The 22072-nt window shown below is 41.6% G+C and carries 22 protein-coding genes and 2 pseudogenes; 13 read left to right on the top strand and 11 right to left on the bottom strand.

Annotated elements, in window-relative coordinates:
• The first annotated feature begins 144 nt into the window (after positions 1-144).
• From U9O96_04270 to U9O96_04250, 5 genes are all read left to right on the top strand, one after another.
• Positions 145-3228 carry a hypothetical protein gene (locus U9O96_04270; protein ID MEA2054317.1) on the top strand — a complete coding sequence of 1028 codons (3084 nt, stop codon included), beginning with the start codon at positions 145-147 and terminating at the stop codon, positions 3226-3228.
• 200 nt (positions 3229-3428) lie between these two features.
• Positions 3429-3626, top strand: coding sequence for a BfmA/BtgA family mobilization protein (locus tag U9O96_04265; GenBank protein ID MEA2054316.1), 198 nt, complete (start codon positions 3429-3431; stop codon positions 3624-3626).
• Positions 3627-3881: a type II toxin-antitoxin system RelE/ParE family toxin gene (locus U9O96_04260; GenBank protein MEA2054315.1), complete on the top strand. Its 255-nt coding sequence runs from the start codon at positions 3627-3629 to the stop codon at positions 3879-3881.
• A 325-nt stretch (positions 3882-4206) separates the two neighbouring features.
• Entirely contained in the window at positions 4207-5520 is a 1314-nt protein-coding gene (locus U9O96_04255) for a DHH family phosphoesterase (GenBank protein MEA2054314.1), read from the top strand.
• Positions 5517-7508, top strand: coding sequence for a DNA topoisomerase I (locus U9O96_04250; protein ID MEA2054313.1), 1992 nt, complete (start codon positions 5517-5519; stop codon positions 7506-7508). Before U9O96_04255 ends, U9O96_04250 begins: the two co-directional genes overlap by 4 nt.
• Positions 7509-7515: 7 nt before the next feature.
• Here the strand turns inward: U9O96_04250 and U9O96_04245 are convergent, their stop codons facing one another.
• The gene (locus U9O96_04245; protein MEA2054312.1) at positions 7516-7656 is read right to left on the bottom strand and encodes a 50S ribosomal protein L40e; all 141 of its coding nucleotides are present in this window, start codon (positions 7654-7656) and stop codon (positions 7516-7518) included.
• 89 nt (positions 7657-7745) lie between these two features.
• Between U9O96_04245 and U9O96_04240 the strand changes: the two genes are divergently transcribed.
• Entirely contained in the window at positions 7746-8168 is a 423-nt protein-coding gene (locus U9O96_04240; GenBank protein MEA2054311.1) for a 30S ribosomal protein S15, read from the top strand.
• Between the two features lie 2 nt (positions 8169-8170).
• Here U9O96_04240 and U9O96_04235 read toward each other — a convergent pair whose 3' ends face one another.
• Together U9O96_04235 and U9O96_04230 are read right to left on the bottom strand one after the other, a co-directional pair.
• On the bottom strand, positions 8171-8908 hold the full coding sequence (locus U9O96_04235) for a hypothetical protein (protein ID MEA2054310.1): 738 nt from the start codon (positions 8906-8908) through the stop codon (positions 8171-8173).
• Between the two features lie 353 nt (positions 8909-9261).
• A complete protein-coding gene (locus U9O96_04230; GenBank protein ID MEA2054309.1) occupies positions 9262-10380 on the bottom strand; it encodes a site-2 protease family protein in 1119 nt (372 codons plus the stop codon).
• 91 nt (positions 10381-10471) lie between these two features.
• Here U9O96_04230 and thiL point away from each other — a divergent pair, with 91 nt between their 5' ends.
• From thiL to U9O96_04210, 4 genes are read left to right on the top strand one after another with little or no spacing between them, the layout of a single operon-like run.
• Positions 10472-11413 (top strand): thiamine-phosphate kinase, encoded by a 942-nt coding sequence (gene thiL, locus U9O96_04225; protein ID MEA2054308.1) that lies wholly within the window; start codon positions 10472-10474, stop codon positions 11411-11413.
• Positions 11414-11437: 24 nt separating this feature from the next.
• Positions 11438-12559: a hypothetical protein gene (locus U9O96_04220; protein ID MEA2054307.1), complete on the top strand. Its 1122-nt coding sequence runs from the start codon at positions 11438-11440 to the stop codon at positions 12557-12559.
• A gap of 5 nt (positions 12560-12564) precedes the next feature.
• Positions 12565-13224 (top strand): UMP kinase, encoded by a 660-nt coding sequence (gene pyrH, locus U9O96_04215; protein ID MEA2054306.1) that lies wholly within the window; start codon positions 12565-12567, stop codon positions 13222-13224.
• 1 nt (position 13225) lies between these two features.
• Positions 13226-13417 (top strand): DUF2116 family Zn-ribbon domain-containing protein, encoded by a 192-nt coding sequence (locus U9O96_04210; GenBank protein ID MEA2054305.1) that lies wholly within the window; start codon positions 13226-13228, stop codon positions 13415-13417.
• Here U9O96_04210 and rtcA read toward each other — a convergent pair.
• From rtcA to U9O96_04195, 3 genes and pseudogenes are all read right to left on the bottom strand, one after another.
• Positions 13389-14429, bottom strand: a complete 1041-nt coding sequence (rtcA, locus tag U9O96_04205) for an RNA 3'-terminal phosphate cyclase (GenBank protein ID MEA2054304.1) — start codon at positions 14427-14429, stop codon at positions 13389-13391. The genes U9O96_04210 and rtcA overlap by 29 nt on opposite strands.
• Positions 14422-14889, bottom strand: a complete 468-nt coding sequence (locus U9O96_04200; GenBank protein MEA2054303.1) for a CinA family protein — start codon at positions 14887-14889, stop codon at positions 14422-14424. The genes rtcA and U9O96_04200 overlap by 8 nt, the downstream gene beginning before the upstream one ends.
• A gap of 30 nt (positions 14890-14919) precedes the next feature.
• Positions 14920-15196, bottom strand: a pseudogene (locus U9O96_04195) (hypothetical protein).
• 207 nt (positions 15197-15403) lie between these two features.
• Between U9O96_04195 and U9O96_04190 the strand changes: the two are divergent.
• Positions 15404-15628 carry a NifU family protein gene (locus U9O96_04190; GenBank protein MEA2054302.1) on the top strand — a complete coding sequence of 75 codons (225 nt, stop codon included), beginning with the start codon at positions 15404-15406 and terminating at the stop codon, positions 15626-15628.
• Here U9O96_04190 and U9O96_04185 read toward each other — a convergent pair.
• The 4 genes from U9O96_04185 to U9O96_04170 form a co-directional block, all read right to left on the bottom strand.
• Entirely contained in the window at positions 15625-16938 is a 1314-nt protein-coding gene (locus tag U9O96_04185) for a DUF4147 domain-containing protein (protein ID MEA2054301.1), read from the bottom strand. The two genes, U9O96_04190 and U9O96_04185, sit on opposite strands and share 4 nt — an antisense overlap.
• Positions 16939-17127: 189 nt before the next feature.
• On the bottom strand, positions 17128-17799 hold the full coding sequence (locus U9O96_04180) for a TIGR00289 family protein (GenBank protein ID MEA2054300.1): 672 nt from the start codon (positions 17797-17799) through the stop codon (positions 17128-17130).
• On the bottom strand, positions 17796-18782 hold the full coding sequence (locus U9O96_04175) for a hemolysin family protein (GenBank protein MEA2054299.1): 987 nt from the start codon (positions 18780-18782) through the stop codon (positions 17796-17798). The genes U9O96_04180 and U9O96_04175 overlap by 4 nt, the downstream gene beginning before the upstream one ends.
• A 160-nt stretch (positions 18783-18942) precedes the next feature.
• Positions 18943-20445: an aminoacyl--tRNA ligase-related protein gene (locus tag U9O96_04170; protein ID MEA2054298.1), complete on the bottom strand. Its 1503-nt coding sequence runs from the start codon at positions 20443-20445 to the stop codon at positions 18943-18945.
• A gap of 490 nt (positions 20446-20935) precedes the next feature.
• Between U9O96_04170 and U9O96_04165 the strand changes: the two genes are divergently transcribed.
• On the top strand, positions 20936-21160 hold the full coding sequence (locus U9O96_04165) for a hypothetical protein (protein MEA2054297.1): 225 nt from the start codon (positions 20936-20938) through the stop codon (positions 21158-21160).
• Between the two features lie 2 nt (positions 21161-21162).
• Entirely contained in the window at positions 21163-21576 is a 414-nt protein-coding gene (locus U9O96_04160; GenBank protein MEA2054296.1) for a PIN domain-containing protein, read from the top strand.
• 45 nt (positions 21577-21621) lie between these two features.
• Here U9O96_04160 and U9O96_04155 read toward each other — a convergent pair.
• A pseudogene (locus U9O96_04155) lies at positions 21622-21813 on the bottom strand (type II toxin-antitoxin system HicB family antitoxin).
• Between the last annotated feature and the right edge of the window lie 259 nt (positions 21814-22072).

Genomic DNA, 22072 nt, shown 5'->3' with positions numbered 1-22072 from the left:
TTAATGTCCCTCATACCATTGCATCTTTCCTTGTAAGTCCCATGATATTGTTGTTTGTCCTGCCCGAATGCCGGCATTTTCAATCGCTGAAAATGCTGGAGCAAACCTAGCAAAATACTTATATAAAAATTTTAATAAAGAGATGTGAACCCAAGGAATATAAAAAAAATTGCAGCATCAATTCTTTTCCTTATGCTGTTCACAAATTTTTTTTCATTTCAAGCTTCATCATTTCCACCAAATGATTTTCCTTTTCATCAGGAAATAAGCCTTCCTGGCATATCTGATGACATGCTGTACCAGCCCGTAGATATGGACATACAGTTCATCCATTCATGCTGGGCTGAGAATGAGAACATCCATTCGATAAGGGTCGTATATGACGATGGTTCGGAAATAAAGGAAATTGAATCGCAGGCATACAACTTCCATTATACGGATGGAGAGCACATAGACTCCTGCGATCTCGTCTTTTTATTACAGGGAAAAGGGAAATACTATGTTTATTACAGCGGCAAAAAAACATCAGGGCCAGATTATGTTGACCATGTGCAGGTTTCAGATGATTCATATTATTACGAGCCCATTCCCGGCTACCATATCAACCTAAATTATTACAGGGTGGTCGAGGACGGCTATTGCATATATGGCATAGGTCAGGAAGGCTCTTTTTTTGGAATAGATATGTCCCAGAAAGTCATAAAGCAGATCGACGGAAAAAAGGAATTCAAAGCATTTAACTGGGGGCAGCTTGCATCGTTTGCCATGTTCTGGTATGAGGGAAGTGACAAGGGGACAGATGAAAAATTGTTATCCAAGAACATAATAGTGGATGGCAATTTGATGGCTAGGGTTGGAATAATCAGCACATCATCCGACGGAAAGATGAAAACGACTGCTTTCTATACCTGCTACTATTCCCCTTCAAAAGAAAAAAGATTAATGGCCGAGGTAAAACACGAAGCGTTGGAGGAATGCAGAGTATATGGAATGGAAGAAGATGACGGCCTTTATGTATACCTTCTCACTGTAAGATGCAGAAGTTCCTCCATACAGGAATTAAATCTGGGCTATATACCGCCCTACCTCCACATCAATGCCGAAGATGGAACGGTTCATGAGTACATGCTTGACCAGAATCCAGAAAATGAGGATTACAACTGGCTTCTCTCCGCAAAGGATGACATAGACCTCGGACTCAATCCGTGGTTCTCCATCGATGACGGCACATCTGGCAAGGCATATGCCATTATATTCAAAAACAACAGCGTTGTCTCCATCAACCACGGCATACAGGTTACAGCTACAGAATGCCAGGAGGTCAACATCCCCGGGTTGGAGGTGGACGGCGGGGGGGTAAGCGGCGGGCGGAATTCTTATGAAGCAGGAGGGACTCACGATCTTGTGATGCCTAAGGGATTTGTAGCAAAATTCACCGCCGAATTTTTTTCTTCCCCCGATGGGGGCCTGCAATCCGTTAAAAAGGAAGCAGACATATTCCACAAGCTCATACCATACAGGGCGTGCGCTACAGGGACCGTGGAAGGCGGGCGGGCGGAAAGATATTCACTGGTTGTTTTTACCCATTTTGCCCCGTCCATGCCTTTTTCTCCGGCACTCTCCGTACTGACCGGCAAAAAATTGCCGACCTTGACTGCAGAACTCTGGAGAAATGGCACTGTGGTATCTTCAGGAGTGCTCAGCCGACTGCCCTTTACTTCCACTGTCGATGGAAAGCCGATATTTGACTGGAAAAATTTTACCATTATAAAAAAAGTGGTGTTTCCGAGCGTGCCGCCGGGAAAATATGTTGTAAAAATTTTTAGGGGTATGGGAAGCAAAAAATACGTGGGGGCGGGAATCGTTGACATTAACGGGGATTCAACCATCCATATTCTCTGTGGTTTTGAAGGAAAAGTGAGGTTGAACGTTTTTGATCAGGAGGGGGAGGGAATAAAAGGTGTTGATATTTCCCTGGAAAGGGATGGTGAAATATATTCAAGCAATTTGACCGACGGAAAAGGAGCGGCGGTTTTGAATGCCCCGGCACCGTCAAAGTATGCGTTAAAGGCATTTTACAAGGGGTTTTTGATACACGAAGAAAATATCCGCCTTCCGACATTTTTTGATAGAAAAATTGAGGTGGAAATCAATGACTTAAAGGTTATTGTAAGAGATGCCCTCGGATTTCCTCCCGGTGTGGCAATAACTCCGGTTCTCACAAGTAATTCCATGGAAAGAAAATTGCTGATATGCGGCGAAGAAGTTTCTCCGGGACAATATCTGTTCAGAGATTTACCATCTGCTTCGTATACACTGCAGATAAGATACAAGTCGTTCTCCATAAGCAGGGATTGCAGCGTGCCAGATGAAAGAAAAATAGATGTTCTATTTCCTGCAGTCTATTCCCTGAAAATAAAGCCATTTGATTCAAGGGGCATGGAGATAAAAGATGTTGATGTAGTGATGAAAAGAGATGGGAAAGATGTTGATGAAAGGTTTATTCCGCCGGGAAATTATGCCGTTACATTAATGTATGGCGGCAGAGTGATAGGCAAACGGAATGTTTTCGTTACGGAAGATACGGCAATAAACATGGTGACAACAAAAAGTCCTTGCTTCCCCGCAATTTTGTCCGCGGCCATTGCTGTTTCTGCTGCCGTTTTTCTCGCGATTTTTATTAAAAAGCTTTCACTCAGTCAAATTTTTATGATCCTCTCCGTGGCGGTGTTGATACTATCAACGATTTATCCGTGGTGGCATATGGCGGGAGAAGGTGAAGGAATGAAAATTTCGACCAATGTTTTTCTCGTTCCAGCGAAGATGGTTACGATTGGAAGGGCGGATAACTTCATCAATGGAGAAGTTGCGGCAATGCCTTCACTATTTGGGACAATGCTTTCTATGGTGCTGGCAGTTTCCGTATTTGCCGTGATTGTTGCAATCATTTCTTTCCTGATGGAACAAAAATGGGTTCATATCATCGCTATTGCATCAATCATTGCAGCCATCCTTATTTTCTCATACGGAATGTCACAGGTTGCGGAAGTCACAACAGGCAGTTTCTGGGGCAGCGGAAATATGGGTATATCAATACCAGGAAGCAGTGAAAAAGTGATTGAATGCAAATGGTCACCTGCCTCAGGATATTGCCTCTCCATTGTATCATTACTTTTACTCATTGTATCTCTATTTTTTAAGGTAAAACCGATGGTGATACATAGATGAATAAGGGATAAAACTTCGTTACCTAACGAAAAAGAGTTCTAAGGAATGTTATATGAGTGCGATAGCACCAAGATTTTAACTTGTTAAAATCACAGAGTTCCCGACCATTTTAGTCCTTTCGGGTGAGGCGAGTATATGATAATTTGTGTTTGGTGTACATAAAATTTATATACTACGTATAACTATTATGGATTGATAATATGGCAACAACCATTCAAGTTAAAAAAGAAACAAGAGAAAAATTAAAACACTTTGGACATAAAGCCGAATCCTACAATGATATAATCGAAAGATTGATGGCTTACTTTGAAGAATTAAACATCGAAGAATTAATAGACGAAAGGTGGAAAAGACTACAGAAAGAAAAAGATCAATACATCCCCCTGGATGAGGTATAAATGGAAATATTTATCCATCCCCGAGTTAAAAAATATCTTGATGAAAGTGGGGAGAAAGAGAGATTAATAAAACATCTTAAAAAATTAGCTGATGATCCATATAATAAAAGAAGTGGTGCTGACGTCAAGAGATTAAAAGGAAAAAAACACGATATGTATAGACTGAGAGTGGGTGACTATAGATTTGAATATTTTATAGATGAAGAAAAAGTCTGGATAGATAATGCCTTTAAAAGAGGCGGAGGTTATAGATAAGAAGTCTCACCCGAAAAATGAAGGACGTTAAGAAATGGTCGGGAATTTCATATAACTCCGGTATATCTGCAATACTTCGCATATACATCCCTCTGGATGAACTCCTTTTCTCTCCAAAATATTTTTCACTCATTCTTTATATCACCTCTTTCATTTCTTTCCATTCTTATTTTGTCCAGAGGACTTTTTATTTTTCTAATATCTCTGGTACTCATATGCGTATATACTTCTGTAGTTTTTGAACTTTTGTGTTCAAGCAATTCCTGAACATCTCGATTTTTTTATCCTCCCCAAAGTTTTAAAATGCAGGTGATACTTTCTCCGCATGGAATTTGAGCGGGCAGCAAAGCATGCATCCGAACTTGTGCTCTCAATGCCAAAGAACTCCTGCATCCGTGTGATTTCCCATTGCGATGCAGACGGTGTAGCTTCCGCTGCCATCATGGCCATTTCCCTTGCAAGGGCTGGATACGGCTTTCACATATCCATAAAAAAAACAGGCCCAAGCATCACAGATGGAATGGATAATGAAGAAAATGACCTGGCCATATTTTGCGATATAGGAAGTACAAATCTGGAAGAACTGGAGAGATTGAAATGCAGGGTCATACTCTGCGACCATCACATGGCTAAGGGCAAGATGTCCAATGGCATAAACCTGAACGCGCGCCTTTACGGTATGAACGGCAGCACGGAAGTATGCGGTGCTACTGCCACTTTCGTCCTTTCTCTTGCCATGGACAGCAACAATGCAGACCTGGCCCAGCTTGCAATTTCCGGTGCGATAGGTGATAAGCAGGATAAAGGAGGCTTTACGGGGTACAATAAAAAAATTCTGGAAAATGCTGTTGAGGCCGGTTACATACAGATGAAAGAAGAGGTGGTTTTTTCTCAGGAAAAGAGCTTGATGGATGCCCTGGAGCAGTCCATTGAACCGTATTTTACGGGCTTTTCAGGTAACGGAGTTATACGCTTTCTTCAGAATCTGGGAATTGACCCGTTAAAAAAAATTATTGAATTGGATGAAAAAGAAAAGAAAAAACTTCTGTCGGCATTAACACTCAAACTTGTTGAGCAGGGTGCTGAAACGGTGAGCTTAACTCGCTTCGTGCCCTACGGAAAAAATTATGGGAATTTATATGATTTGACATCAAAATTAAATGCCTGTGCTCGCGAGAATGAGGAATCCATTGGTATTGCACTATGCCTTGGTAACAGCCAGTCCATAAAAAAAGTGGAAAAAATACAGGCACGATACAGGGAAACGATAAGGCATGAAATAAAAGAACTTGAAAAAGAAAAGCCGGGGGAAATGTCACATTTAAGTTACTTTCATACAAAAAAATCCCCGCTTAACGGTGTCATTGCTGGATTGGCCATGCAATATCTTCCCAACTTCAGCAAGGATAAGCCCGTTATCGCTCTTTCCGTTAAGGATGAAAAAGTTGATGTATCTGGGAGAAGCAGCGAAAAATTGGTGAATGAAGGATTTGACCTGGCAGAAGGCATGTATACAGCAGCAAATTCTGTCGGCGGAAGCGGCGGCGGGCATCCCGTGGCGGCTGGTGCGAGCATACTGCCCGGGAAAGAAAAAGAATTTCTGGAAGGATTGAATGAAGTTCTGAAGAGGAAAAAATGAAGATGCTTGTAATATGCGAGAAAGATATGGCTGCCAGAAGAATAGCATATATCCTGTCAAATGGGAAGGTTAGCACATCGAGGTTGAATGGGATCCCCTATTATATGTTTAATGGCGATGAATGGAGGGTTATAGGATTGAGGGGGCACATCATAAAATTGGATTATCCTCAGCAATACAACAGATGGGACGGAATTTCTCCATTGAAATTGGTTGATATAGAGCCGATAAAAAAGGTAAGCAACAGGAATATAGCCGATGCTCTCAAAAAGCTGGCTGAAGGGGTGGACAGGGTAATAGTTGCAACTGATTATGACCGGGAAGGCGAGCTTATAGGGGTGGAAGGACTTGAAATTTTACCGAAAAAATTTGATGCGGAAAGGGCAAAATTCAGTTCTCTTATACCCCAGGAAATTAAAAAAACATTTGACAACCCTGCCCGTGTGGATTACAACCTGGCGGAATCCGCAGAGGCAAGACGGATAATCGACCTTGCATGGGGGGCAAGCCTGACGAGGTTTATATCCCTTGCATCAAATCAACTTGGCAGGGATTTTTTGTCGGTTGGGCGTGTCCAGTCTCCAACCCTCGCATTGATAGTGGATAAGGAAAAAGAAATAGAAAAGTTTATTCCCGTGCCCTACTGGATGATAGGGGCAGATATGATTTCCAATGAAATTCAATTTACAGCTTATCACGCCCATGGAAAATTTTGGGAGAAAGAAAAGGCAGATGCGATATACGATAAAATAAAGGGAATAACTAAAGGGAGGGTAACACTATATCAGAGGGAGAGGAAGGAAGAATATCCGCCATCTCCTTTTGACACGACTTCTTTTCTGCGCGAGGCATCCAGGCTCGGTTTCACCGCTGCATCTGCAATGAAAATAGCAGAATCGCTTTACATGAAGGGGCTGATATCATATCCCCGTACAGATAATACCGTTTATCCGCCCGGCATGCAGATAAGAGCCATACTCGGAAAACTCAGAAATGCCTTTCCTGAGGAGGTAAGGAAGGTAATTGAAAACGGCAGAAAGACGCCCACGAAGGGCAAAAAGATAAGTCATGACCATCCGCCCATACATCCTGTAGATGCTGCCGATAAAACAAAGATGGACGTAAGGGATTGGAAACTATATGAACTGATAACCAGAAGGTTTCTTGCAACTCTCTCAAAGAATGCTGTTGTGGAAGTATCAAAGGCGGAAATCGATGTCGGCGGTGAGCAGTTTGCGGCCGATGGATATGAAATCATTGAAAAAAACTGGAAAGAAATTTACACCTACCTGAAGACCAGCGAACAAATTTTGAAATTAAAAGAAGGAGAAGAAATTGATGTCATCGCGATAAAAAAGATGAAGAAGGAGACCAAACCTCCGGGCAGGTACAGCCAGGGCTCTCTGTTGGCAGAGATGGAAAAGAATAACCTAGGCACTAAATCAACAAGGCATGAAATCATAGAGAAGCTTTATTACAGGAATTACATAAAAGGGAAAAGAATAATGCCCACTCTCGCCGGCAGGGCGGTTATAGAAGCTCTGGAAAAAAATGCGGAAATAATAACAAAGCCTGACATGACAGCTGAGCTGGAGAAAGAAATGAACGAAATAGCGGAAAGAAAGAAAAGTTTGAAACAAGTTGTTGATGAGTCCAGGGATTTGCTGAGGAGAGCAATCAAAATGATGGAAGAGAGGAAAGATGCCATAGGGAAGGTCATAAAAGATGCCATGTCTAAACAGAATTTTGCTGGGAAATGCAATAAATGTGGCGGCGACCTCACTATAATAAAATCCCGGAAGGGAAAGCGATTTATTGGATGTTCTAATTTTCCAAAGTGCAATAACAGCTATCCACTGCCGCAGAAGGGCAACGTAATTTTTGAAGGAGGCTGCTGCCAGTATTGCGGTGCTCCGATTGTAACGATAATTTATAAGAGAAAATGGAAAAAATGTGTGAATCCCGGGTGTAAATCCAATAGTAGTTAAGATATAATTAAGCCCATCTCGATTTCGAACGTAAATCCTTGGAATCGCATTTTCTGCATCTCTCTGCTCTTGGTGCGTTTCTGGCGCCACATTTCATACATATGAGCTTGTTTAGCAGTCTTGCTTCTGCCTCTGGAAATTTTGCCATGGGGTGGTAAAAGGCCACCCTTTTTAACATTTTTTATTGATTTTACTTTCTCCACCATATTTATATATGAAATATTCATTCAGCCTTCCATGGCAAGGATGCATTCAAGGAAAAAGGGAAAGTCATCTTCAAAGCATCCCATAGAAAGGAAGCACCCTCAGTGGGGACTTGGCCCAAAGGAAATCGAGAAAAAGATAATCAAGATGGCAGAAGAAGGAAAAAGTCCGTCCATGATAGGGATCGTTCTCAGAGATGGATATGGCGTGCCAGATATAAAGGCTGCAACCGGGAAAAAACTCGATAAAATCTTGAAAGAACATGACCTGTTGCCAGATGTGCCCGAAGATCTAGATAATCTCCTCACCAAAAGAGAAAAACTTAAAGATCATTTATCGGCAAATCCAAGGGACATTCACAACAAAAGAAAACTCCAACTCATAGAATCCAAGATAAGGCGTCTTATTAAGTACTATAGTAGAGAAGGCAGAATTTCGGATAAAGTTTCTCTGTAAAATCACTTCCCTCTCTGTTTTTCTATAGCTTTTTTTATCTCTATCTCCCCTTTTAGGACTTTTTTTGCAAGTTCTTTGGATATAGTAACATCTTTACTCAATATCCTGCTTTTTCTCTGTGTGTCCCTTATTTCGCCATCCCTGGGCTCGAGCGAAAGCTTGCAGTTGACAGCCCTGCCGGGGGTCAAGGCAATAGCGGAGGCGGCCAACATATCGTCGTGAGTGTTGGGCGGCGTGGTAGAAGTTTCATTTACAATTTCTATCCGCGGGGCTATGCCAAGGAGCATATTTATCATTCTGTTTCTTACCAGTCTTGCCCCGTGCCCGATGCGTAGTACGATGTCATATCCTTCCCAGTTTTTCACGAAGGACTTGATAAAACTTAATGCATCCTGTGGAGATCCAGCAGTAAACCGCCGGAATAGCGCGCCGTCGCTGAATATGGCTATTCCAGGGGTTGAGCCCGGGTCTATTCCAATCACTATTTTTGGGGAAGGGCTTTTTCTATGGGCAGCAAAAAGAATCCTGTCAATGAGTTCATCCATACTCCGTCCTGGCTCTGGAGACATTATGTTGTCAAAGTGTATCCTACTTCTCTCTTCATCAGAAGTTATGACCACGTCTATATTCGGAGGAATGGGGCCGTCAAATGTAAGCGAGGTGAAACACACTCCTCTTTTTTGCAGGGCATGGATCAGGTCATGATAAAGTACGAAATTTGACGTGAGCACTCCTATCATTGCTTTTTTAACATATTCTGATATTTTAAGGTTACTAAATGTGCACCGAGGGAATGCCTATTTTTCGCACATAATCTCCGCTATGTAACTTTCTTTTTGAAAAATGTTTAATCCCCCAATTGCTTGTAAAAAGAAATTTTTTATACCACAAACACAGCATGCATGTCTTTATATCTACTTTCTCCCCATATTTTGGACAAAACATGCATTCGCAATTGCTCTCTATCTCGCTCATAAACATGACTGAAAAAACGCCGTGGCATTTATAAAAAAGGAGGAAAGGATTCGTTCCTATTAAAAGCTTTCTAATTTTGGGGCTTTGAATGCTTTGAAAAACCCTGCCTTATTTTCCATTATGATATTGGCACAGGTATAAAACTCAAAATGAAGATAAGAATTGCAAGAAGTACAAGCCCCTTCATTTTTGTATCGAGCGGCACAAATTCGTTCAGTGCTGGTGGGTGCCCTACCCCTATGATGAATACGATAAAGAATGCCATGAATAACCATCCACCCCCAAGCAGGGAAGACAAAATGAGTAAAGCTACGGCTGCAATGCTTGCATATTTGTGCTTTTCTTTAAGTGCCCCTCTTGCAATATGCCCACCGTCTAGCTGACCAACGGGCAATAAATTTATGGCGGTGACCAGCAAACCCACCCATCCGGCAAACGCCGTTGGATGGGAACTGAGGATATATCCTTCTGGAACGGCGAACATAATATTTGAAAGTAGAAGAGTCATGAGACTGTCTCCAAGTGTGAGTGCATTTTCTGGAAGGGATGATATTGCAACTATATCTGACATGTATAAACCTACTATGAGGACAGGTATGGACACGAGAAAGCCGGCAATTGGCCCTGCAATGCCTATTTCGATAAGTGCCTTTCTATCTGGTATAGGTTCCCTCATTGAAATTACTGCCCCAAGTGTTCCGAGAGGCAAAATCGGGTTTGGAGGTATCGGAATAAAAAAAGGGAGGGAAGCAGCCACGTTATGTTTTTTTGAAACAAAGTAATGGCCCAGTTCGTGGATGCCAAGTATGGCCATCAGGGGGAAAGAGAAAAAAACAAGGCCGTTGAGAAGGTTTTGTGGAAGAAACATTTCTTTTATGCCCCATTCCATATACTGAAGTAAAAAAATGATGGAGCCGGAAAGCGTTGTTGTTACGATTGTCGTAAAAAAAAGTATGATATTTAGCCAGTTTGGACGGGTTTTCAATTTTGGCTTTTTTGTGACAAGCAATATATATTCTCCTTTATCATATCGCAGGAAAGGAATCAAATCCATCTCCTTTAATTCCAGCCTCAGGCACTCAAATTTCTCTTCCAGTGTCTTGCTGCCGGAGGGCATGTGGATATAGAAACTATCTATCTCTCCCTCTCTTGCCCCATATATTGAGAAATATTTTTCCACCTTTTGCTTTATCTGCTCTGAATCCCTGTCCAGTGGGAACGACTTCCACTCATCCATTTGAGAAATGATGAACAGGCATATAATAAAACTTTTGGAAATGATGATGCCATTCAAAATATTTTATATCCCAATACTGCTATTCATGTTCATGGAATTGAAGGATCTGGGGGAAAGAAAGGTTATAGAAATAATGGCTGAACGTTATGGCAGCATAAATCTCGACGATTGTGCCACCGTAGATGTAGGCGATGAATTTTTTTTGGTGACAACAGATACGGTGAACGAGAAGACGCATCTTCCCGAAGGGGCAGCACCCTACCAGATGGGTTGGTTCATTGTTGCAATAAATTTGAGCGATATAGCGGCCAAAGGAGGAAAACCTGTAGGCCTAACGCTATCACTTGGCCTTCCAAAAAACAAGGATGTAAATTTCATTAAAAAATTCTCTGACGGAGCAGACGATTGTGCAAAAAAATTTGGAACAAAAATTATCGGGGGGGATACCAAGGAGATGGATTCTATCACCCTGTGCGGGACAGCCCTTGGCATAGTCAAAAAGAAGGATTTCATGCCAAGGAAGGGTGCCAGGCCGGGAGACACAATATGTGTGACAGGGGAGCTGGGCGGGGCAGGTGTTGCAATTCGAACTTTAAGGAAAAGGGAAGATGAAAAAGCTCTGCAGAAAATCCTCCTTGTGAATCCGAGGGTTAAGGAAGGAATGGCTGCTGCATCAGCCGGAGGGGTAACATCATCTATGGATATATCCGACGGACTCGCTTCCTCCCTTTACCAGCTTTCCAAGATAAATGATGTCGGCTTTGAAATACATGCGGAAAGGATTCCAACGGCAGAGGAAGCAAAATCTGATGATTTTTCGCTCTATTCCGGCGGGGATTACGAACTCCTTTTCACCGTTTCTCCCGGTAAGTTTAAAGATGTGGAAAAAGCCGTGGGAAATTCTGGTTGTAAACTAACGGATATTGGTACTGTTACCAAAGAAAAAAAGGTTGTTCTGATTGAGCACAAAGAAGAAAAAATATTGGAAAACAGGGGATATGAACATTTTTTAAATCAGGGGAAAAATCTTTAATCCCCTGGGCAATCCGTTTAAATAATGAAAGATAAAAAAGGCGAAAAGTACGAATTCAAAATGCCAAAATTTGACAGGGAGGAATTTATAAAGAAAGAAAAGAGAAAGGCAAAGACATCCTTAATATCGTTCGGCTTTGGCATCGTGATGGGAATTATATGCCATTTTGCGTGGGTATCTATCTCACCGCAACTGAGATGGGGGCTGACATTTCTTCTTGCCATCTGCTCAATAGGTTTTCTGGGAAAACTTCTTCAGATACTTAAAGTAGACATCTCGAAATTTGGTAAAAAGGAATGGCTTGGTTCCATATCCTTCTATTTTTTTACGGGTCTTGCAGTTTTTATACTTTCTATAAATCCGCCGTTCTATGATGCATCACCTCCGAAAATAGATGCTGTTGCATTGCCATGTGTTCAGGAAGTTGGCGAAAGCGTTCTTATTGCTGCCAAAATAACCGATAACGTGGGTGTTAAATACGCTAAAGCAAATATAACAGCTGGCAGCAATTGGGAAATACACGACATGCAAAAAGACGGAAATGTATATGTCTGTGAATATACAGGTAATGAAAGCGTCACATGCAATTATACGATAACCGCCAGTGACAGGAAAGGCAGAGAAAGTACGTACAATGGAAACTTTTCTTTCATCCATAATGCAATACTGGTAAATTATCCTTCAAAAAAGATGGATGCATCAGATGATATCGAGATAAGGGTTATTAAAGGCATAAGCGACGAAAATTTCAGAGTTTATTACACAATCGACGGAGAGAAAGTGAATGCAACCTATTCTGGAGAGATAACAATAGGCAATAAAAAGTATAAAGTATACACAACTTCGCCGGAATACGAGGGATGGAAAGAAAAAAGCTCCATGAATGTCAGCATATTCGCAGAAGTCATTCACTACTTTGTTGGGGTAGAAAAAAAATATGTTAATGACGTTGTTGGTGGGACATATACATTTAATACAACCAGTGACAGCAGCATCGGAACCGTAAAATCCCCGCCAGTAGAAAATCTTCCTCAGCCCAGGCCTTTGCAGCAGGTGCCGGGCTTTGAATTGCCTGCTTTACTCGTTGCCTTAGCTGCCGTATTGCTCATGAAAAGAAGAAAAGTCTATAACCAGGGGAATATTTAACGAGCATGAAAGTAGTTGTTGCCTTTGGAGGGTCTCTCATCTCGGCAGAAGAGCCCGAATCCATAAAGAAAGTTGGAAAAGTTCTAGATAAATGCACACGCGATATAGGCATTTACATTATTGTTGGGGGCGGAAAAACCTCGAGAAAATACATAGGGGCGGCACGCTTTCTTGGGGCAGATGAAAAATTTTTAGACGAGATGGGAATAGCTGTCACGCGTTTAAATGCCATGCTCATCAAAGCATCTCTCAAAGATGAAACTCCTGTACCAAAGACTGTTGAGGAGGCAGCCGGTATGCGTACCCCTGTAATAATGGGGGGAACAATCCCCGGACATTCCACCGATACGGTTGGGGCGATGCTCGCTAGGGAAATAAAGGCGGATAGGTTTGTGATAGCAACCGACGTTGACGGAATCTACGACAAAGACCCGAAAAAGAATCCAACGGCAAAAAAATATGATTCGATTTCAATAAAAGAATTGCGGGAAATGGTACCGAATAAATGGGATATGGCAGGTAAAAATTCAGTCGTAGATGGTATTGCATGCAAAATCATAGATGAAGAAAAGATGCCCACGTATGTGGTCAATGGAAGAAATCTGGAATTATTAGAAAATGCTATATACGGAAGAGAGTTTAAAGGGACGAGAATAGAGGTGTAAAATGGATAGGGTTCCACAACATGCCCACTGTCAGATATGCGGTAAAGCAGTCCCGTATGGGGAGATTGTTTGCTCTGATGCATGCAGGGAGAAATATGATTCAATAGTAAAAAAAAGGAAGATGTACATGTATTTCATGTATATAGCACTGGCACTGCTGATTGTCATGTTTGTTCTGGTTTACATTCCTTAGGGATAGTGACGAGTTCTATAAGTTTATTGCTTACCTTTTTTCCAAATTTCACATCCAGAAATTTCTCAAGAAGCCACATTTCAGTTTCTGCATGCCCGCTCAACTCCATGCATCTGAAAGAAAACGGCTTACCGGAAATGGCTGCATAGGGTAAAATCTGGTCGACCGCCCATCTATCAATATCCGCCCCGGATTCGATTTTGTCTAGCAATGTACTGGCAGCTTCTCTGCCAACCTGCTCTGCCGGCCTGCCTTTTTTTCCAAGGCTGTCAGAGCCCAGAATTTTTTTATCGGCTGTCCAGAGCACGATACCGATGCCCGGCGAGGATGAATCTCCCTCACTTATGGTTATATCCGTTTCCATTTCTTTTTCCCTAAATTCTTTCTCTGCGGCATTTCTCATCCGCTCGGCTATTTTTAATGGCAGATTTGCTATATTCACAATGCCCTCTATTTTCAATTCTTCCTCGGTACCAAAATTAATTGGATGCAAATCCCTGCACGGCTTTATGGCTATTTCTGCCATCCCCCCTCCTTTCGGGTAGTATCCTCTTCTGTAAAGTTTTCCATCAGCCGATATACCCATCCGGCGAAGCAATTTTAGGAATACATTATTGAAATAATCCCAAGGGGGAGACCATCTCACATCCGTTCCTCCTTTCAATGAAATTATGGTTTCGTTTTCTGCAAAAAGAGAAGGAAGTATGCATGCCTGAAATACGAGGGTTATGCTGCCGGCCGTCCCGATATCGAAACTATACGTGCCACCTTTCATATCCCCTGAAAAAAATTCTATTTCGAGTGAATTTTCGTGCAGTCCGTTCACTTTACCGTTGCATATTTTTCTCACCGATTCAATTGCGATCATGTGCTGCCTTCTCAGCCCGGGATTGGGTCTGCCCGCCCTTATATTCCTTATCTTCACATCGCTGCCAGTCAATGCAGATAACGCAACGGCCATACGGAGTATTTGCCCGCCGCCTTCTCCATGAGAACCGTCTATTTCAATCATATTGTTCCAGATAATTTAGGAGCATGTTGATGGCGGCATCACATGTCGATTTTTTATTTTCCCCCCTATTACCGTGAAAATTGAATTTCTTTACATATGTTCCTTCATTTCCCGCCAGTGCAACATATACAAGCCCCACGGGCTTTTCAGTTGTACCGCCCCCGGGCCCAGCGATTCCAGTTGTGGCAATTCCGATGTTTACGCTAGCCCTATTTTTTATCCCCTCGGCCATTTCTTTCGCCGTCTGCTCGGAAACAGCACCGTATTTTTTTAAAGTTTCTTCATTTACCCCCAAAAATTTCATCTTTATGGCATTACTGTATGATATTACTCCCCCTTCATAATAATATGAACTTCCCGGGACGTTTGTTATTGTATGCCCTATCAGCCCTCCAGTACATGACTCTGCGGTGGCAATCTTAAGATTCCTTTTTTTAAGGAGTGATGCGATATTTTCCATACCGGATAATAGGGCAGTAAATTTAAAATCTTACGCAGCGGTCACCACCTTTATAGATAGAACGCCTTTCTTTCCCTGCAGCCCCCTTACAAGTTCGTTGATTTCTTTTATGTTCCTATCCACTGCTATTATTTCCAGGCACTGATGCATAGTGAAGAGATGCATTTATAATATTTCCATAGGAATGCTGAACAGCCGTAATCGCTGCATTTATTCCTCTAACGTCATGGTGATATGTGAGAAGCACTACTCCTGCAGCTCTTCCCTTTTTTTCGACCCATTTATTGTTTATTATGTAATCGTGCATTAGAACGATTTGGCTGCCCCGTTTTATTGCATACCTCGTCAAATTTTTCAGGATATCTGCCGGTATGGAAACGCTTATCCTCGCCTTTCTCATAAAAGCATATCCTGCAAGAGTACGTAACTTTTTTAGTCTGCCGGGCCGATAATAATAAATAATCCGTCCAAATACAAAATAGCCTGCCTAATTTAGCTCGCAGGAAGGTGAAAAATGAAAGAAAAAGTAAAAGAAATAATAGATTCCATCCGCCCAGCCCTGCAGGCGGACGGCGGAGACATCGAAATCGCGGAAATAGATGAAAAGAACGGCATAGTCAAAGTCCGTCTCAAAGGAGCATGCCACGGATGCCCGATGTCTCAGCTCACATTGCAAATGGGCATAGAACGCGAGTTGAAAAACAAAATTCCCGAAGTTAAGAAAGTCATCTCTGTTTAATACTTAATCACTATCTGAATGTCCATAACATTTGTTCCTGTTGGCCCCGTCATAATCAGATCACCCAAATTTTTGAAGAAGTGATAGGAGTCATTGTTGCGCAGGTAATCGTCCACGTTCATACCCAATTTTCCCCCCCTCTCAAGACTCAGCCCGTCACCTATCGCCCCGGCTGCATCGCTGTTCCCATCTATCCCGTCCGTCCCGCATGATAAAATCACTATGCATTCATTTTCTATTTCCTTTATTGTCCCCAGAACAAGTTCCTGGTTTCTCCCCCCCACGCCTTTTCCACTGACGGTTACGGTGGTTTCCCCCCCAAAAATAAGTGCCGTCCTCCTCCTGGGAAAAAGCTTTGCATATTTTGCGATGTCAATTCCAGCATATCTGGCTTCCCCGGAAAGCGATGTGCTCACAACCTTTGAGTGATATCCTTTTCTGGAGGCAACTTCTCTTGCCCCATCGCATGCCGTCTCGTTGCTGGCGATAATGATATTACGGGCATTATCCACTTTCTTGGGCGTATCGTCAATTTTTCCTTCAATGCCACTATTTATTACGCTTTTCACTTCTTCAATACTGTCCCACATGCCGTATTTTTCGAGAATATTTTTTGCATCCATGTACGTTGTGCTGTCAGGGGCTGTCGGGCCAGATGCAATAAATTCGATTGGACTCCCCATAACATCAGATATTATGAGAGATAGCATTGTTGCCTTGCTCATGCGGACGAGTTGCCCCCCTTTAACGTAGGAAATGTGTTTCCTTACCGTATTCAATTCATTTATCGTGCATCCGGCCTTCAACAGCCTATCAGTAACTTCCCTCAAGCTTTTTAGTGAAACTTTTGGTTTGCATAAAAAAGAGGAACCGCCGCCGGATATCAGAACAATTATGAGGTCATGCTTTCCAGCTCCCTCTACTATTTTAAGCATCTCTTCTGTTGCCTCAATATTTTTTTCTGTTGGCAATGGATGAGAGCCACTTAAAATTTTAATGGTCGACAAACTTTCTTCCTTATTGGATATTACAATACCCTTTTTTATCGGCAAAATTTCCTCTACTGCTCTTGCCATTCCCGTGCTTGCCTTACCGAAACCAATCACGTATATATCTCTAAAATGCGATAAATTGATTCTCTCCCCCTTAACGGAAAGAATATTGTCATCCTTTGCCAATGAAGATTTTGTAACGGTATAGGCATCAATTGCTTTCATTGTCTCCTCGAATATTTTAAGGGCATCCCTCCTAGCATTCAATGAGCCTGCCAGGGCATGTGAAAGGATTTCATCGGAATTTTTAATGAGCATGCAATTAAAAGCAGAATTGGTACTTAAACCCGACTCTCAATCTTCTGTTAAATTGTAGTTGCTATATAAGTGTATGCCAGAAATCAACTTAAAGTCCTATCGGTTTGGCAATAACCTGATTGGAACTGCCGTTGCAGCAACCATGACTTCAGGAAAAACGTAGTGTTTACAAGAGAAGAAGGTATTTTCTTATTCCTTGCTTTTCATTCCCACCTTTTTTATGTTCAAAGTTACTCTTTCGCCGTCCCGCTCTTTTTCAGATTCCTCAATAACCAACTTTTTCCTGTAAAGCGGGCAGTCAAGAACAAAAGTTTCATATTCCCCTCCCTCTCCGGAAACATTTATATCATATCTCTCACGAATTTGTATCAATTCTTCAAGACAATCTTTATCTATTATTCTTCCCAGCCATTTTTCTCCAAGTCCCTCGGCCGCCACCGCCACAATCATTATATCAAATCCTGCTTCTATCATTTCTTCCATGAGGATTTCTTCTTTCTTATGCCAGAGAGGCATAAAAGATTTTATGTTTAATTCATGGCATACTTTTTCTATCCTTGTTCTTTGATATTCGCTTGCTATTGCACCGCTGACAATGCCATCAATGGCAAGTCCATTCAATGCTGACTTTAAATCCTCCAGTTCCTCTTCCTTATTCGCATAACTTTCTTTTTTTATAAGAGGGATTCTCATACTCTCTGCAACCGAATCTACGAGGTGAATATTTTCTGTATGATACATCCATGAAAGTTTTTTTGGGCTGATGGTTACGATATGCGTTATATCCCAGCCGTACTGGAGGGCAATATACAATGCATACAGTGAATCCTTCCCTCCAGAAATTAGACATGCTATTTTCATTTTATATCATGCTCGTCCGATATTTCCCCAAACACTTCTTCTATCAAGTCTTCAAGTGTGACCAATCCCAGCGTCCTGCCATCCTCTCCCTGCAGTATGGCCAGATGGATTTTTCTTCTTTGCATTTCCCTTAGAACGTCATCCGCCTTCATTCCTGCCCTTATTTTTAATATGTCTCTGAGTGTTTCCTTTAGTGGCGTATTTTTATCTTCGATGGTGAGTGTATCCTTGACATGCACCATGCCTACTATGTCGTCAATGTTATCCCTGTAAATGGGGAATCGTGAATATCCTGTCTCTATTGACTTTTTGATAAGAGCATCTATGCTCTCATTTTCGTTTAAATATACTATCTCTTCACGTGGCACTTTCACTTCCCAAGCCATTGTATCATCAAAATCAAGAACTTCTTTGACCATCTCTTTCTCGTCTATCTCTATTGCTCCATCTTCCTCGCCCAATTCAAGCATTGCCCTTATTTCCCCTTCCGTAACCGCCGTTTTGTTCTTTCTTTCACCTCCCGCAATTTTTATGATGCCATTGGAAACGGTTGCTAAAAAAACTGAGATGGGATAAAATATTTTGGTTATTATATACAACGGCTTCGCTATCTTCAATGCCATTTTTTCATTCTTTATTCCAAAAGCCTTTGGGGTAACTTCACCAAATATAACAAGGGCCAACGTCATTAGTGCGGTTGCTATTCCTATGCCAATGTCCCCAAAAATTTTGACAGCGATCGATCCAGCCATGACAGAAGCAAGAATATTAACGAGGTTGTTCCCAACAACTATTGCACTCACAACATCATCAGGCTTTTTAAGCAGCCCGTCCAAAAGTTTTGCCTTTGCATTCTCATTCTTGGCTTTCTCCCTCACCATCGCCCTGCTGACAGAAACAAATGCCATTTCAGAGCCAGAAAAAAAAGCAGAAATGCCTATGAGAAAAATTATGGTTATTATGCCAATTGCTACCCATATCATGTTTTTTATTTCATGGATAAATACTTTCCTGTATATAAATTTTGTTTTGATAGAGGTCAGCCATCTGAAGCCCCTCCTTTATTGAGCCATATCTTACAGACAGATGTTTTACTTCAGACCCTGTAGTACTTCCCGAAAGAAATTATGAATAACCTTCTTTTCATAAAAACTCCGTCATGCCCGGCAACTCTGGCAAATATTTTTTGAATGCTGTGGGCCATTTATCGGGGTCTATTCCCTTTTGCGACAGGAACGCTATCGTCAATCTCTCCAAGCCGATTCCAGAACATCCAGACCATAGCTGGCTTTTCTGCCCCTTGATGTTGAACGCTTTGGTGTATTTATCTCCGATGATGGAAATATTCTGTATTTCAAGCCATTCTTTGCTTCTGTCCCCCCCATAAGGCAGCCACACTTCAAAATCTATTGTCCCTTTATCTGCCTCCTCCTCCTGCCCCACCACTCCCGCCTGCTGCATGTAAAACGGTGTTACTTTCGCCATTCTCCACTCAAGCTCCAGGACGTCATTGAATACATGGCTGTATCTTTCCATGAGTTTTTCCCGCAACGAAATAAGTTGGGCCCTCGTTCCGATGCATACAACCTCGATTCTATGAAACTCGTCAACCCTTTCTATTCCATGCCTGCCCCCGGATTCGTATCTGTTGGAAGGGACTGATCTTTCGAATAACAAAATGGGAAGTGAGTCATCAGATATTGTCTTTCCCGAAAATGAAAAGTATATGTTAGGGCACTGGGCATAGCATACCCCGGCCTTTGGCGATTTCAGATTTTTTTTCAGCTCTTCCTCAGGCACTTCCTTAGTTATTTTTACAAGGTCGATGAAACGCTCCCACTGATTTTGATCCCTTGAGGACGGCTCGCAGAGATAATACATTTCCCCAGGCATGCCTTCAAGATGACCCGTCTTGAGCCACATTTCCAGTGAGACATGCATTGGCTCTATGACTTCATTGAATCCTAAGGGTAATACAACTTCCTCTAGGGCAATTTTTTCCATCGCCCTCATTATGGCGGCAGCGGGCGGGCGGTAAAACCACTTGCCCTTTGTCGAGCCGGGTACAATCCATCCAAGCTTTTGCATTTCTTCAGACGGGTCTTCATGCCATACAGGATTTTTTTCATCCGATTTCCATATAAGCTCCCAGTACTCCTTTTTTCCCTCGTAATACTGGGATTTTATTTTTTCTTTTACGAGGTGTATCATTCTGTCAATATAATTCTCCCTCAAGAACTCTTCCCCTTTATCCCGTATTCTCATCTCGACCATATTTCCGTCTATCTTTAATTCGGCAAAAGGTATGCTGAATTCTTTGAGCGGTTTCTGTTCAACCTCGAGATTTATTATATAGTCAATAAGAACGATTTCCCTAACTCCTACCCTGTATTCTTTTCCCAGAGCATTGCTTAAAGCCTTCCTTATTCTAATGGCCCCCTCATGACTCCTTATGTTTCCCTCAGATAGTATCCCCATAGTTATGGAATCGCCTTCCGCATTCCACTCAACAATTCTTGCTCCTTCGTCTATTGCCCCTCTTCTCAAAATGCCTTCATTTGCCCCTTCTACAAAATTTTTTAAAAATTCATCTATTCTACCTACTTCCTTACTGAGCATGAATCTGCATTTCAAGTCAAATTTCATTGCAGATGGCATAGTATCCTTTTTATTTAAGCACTTCCATTATTTCCGCAAATTCCGCAAGTAATCCTCAAGTTATACCCCCTGAGAGGGGATTATGCGTTGAATATCCAGACTCGTTGCTCATCAGTTGCTATGTTGCCTGTTGGCTCTGCTCTACATCTTTCATCTCCATCACAACAAAAGAACGCATTACAACCAAAAGGAGCATGCCTAATTTTCCATATTAAAGTTTTTGATGAAATTTTTGTTCTTAGCCATTCAAACAAAACAAAGCTCAAAAGATGCCCACGTATCAACAGTCATCCAAAATATGAGACACGAGCATCCAAAAACCCACAAATTTTTCCAGAATTCGGGGCTTTTCATGTTTTCCTCATGTCTTCTTTATTTTGACTTTGGCATTGGGAGGCTGAATTTGTAATGAGCACAAACTATTTAAACACAATGCACATATTAAACGTATTAAACGTGACAGACGAGGTGATATGAAATGGTGAGCCTGACGCTCTCGGTGCCAAAAGAAATGAAAAAGGAAATGGAAAAATTTCCAGAGATAAACTGGTCAGCGGTAGCCAGAAAAGCAATAAAAAGCAAAATCACTATCTTAAATGAAATGGATAAAATATTGGCCGAAAGTGAGCTTACAGAGAAAGATGCCATCAAATTAGGCAAAAAGATAACTAGGAGTGTTGCCAGAAAATATGGAAGGAATTGAAAATGGAGTTGGTCGTTGATGCCAATATACTTTTTTCAGCTTTGATTAAGGAAAGTACTACCAGAGAATTGATGCTCAATGACGAACTTCTTCTGCGCACACCGGAATTCATATTGGGAGAATTCTTGGGGCATATCGATGAATTAGAAAAGAAAACACATGCGAGAAAGGGAATGCTCAAAGAAAAAATAATAGAACTAATTTTGCAATCTGATATTAACATTATTCCAAAGGATGAACTTCGGTCATTTATTGGCAAAGCAAAGAGTATTTCCCCTGATCCTGATGATTTCATGTATTTCGCGGTGGCATTAAAATTAAACTGTGCTATTTGGTCTAACGATAAAGAGTTGAAGAAGCAGAGCATTGTAATGATATATTCAACTGAAGATTTGGTTAAATGTATCATAAAATAGAGAGGATGCATAAGAGGGCGGTCTCTCTTCCTGTCTCCGAAAATTTACTTCCACTATTTCCTCATCAATTGGCGGTGGAATTCCTTCGCCATGCTTTTTCAAGCTTTCTATGTATCCCACTATAACATCTTTTATGTTTTTCAATGCTTCTTTTCTGCTTTTTCCCTGGGAAATACACCCGGGTAAAGAAGGACATTCAGCAACGAACATGCCATCCTCATCCTGCTGGATTATAATCCTAAATTTCGTATGATATTAAAAAATCTCTCTATTTATAGTTTGCTGATCCATTCGCTTTTTTCTTTATTTTGGCTTTAGCCTCGGTAGGGCTTAACCTGCTATCTGAAAAATCTGTGTATTTTTTCCGCCACAGAAAGGCATGAAAGGAAATCGTCCATTGTATGCAATAGCGAGGGTACTGAATTCGCTTCTATTGTTGCCTCTACAATATTTTCTCTAACGCATGTCTTGACAAAAAATTCATTGTCGGGCCTTA

It is taken from the genome of Candidatus Thermoplasmatota archaeon, assembly GCA_034660695.1.
Lineage (GTDB): Archaea > Thermoplasmatota > E2 > UBA202 > DSCA01 > JAYEJS01.
This window is presented reverse-complemented; position numbering and strand designations above follow the sequence as displayed.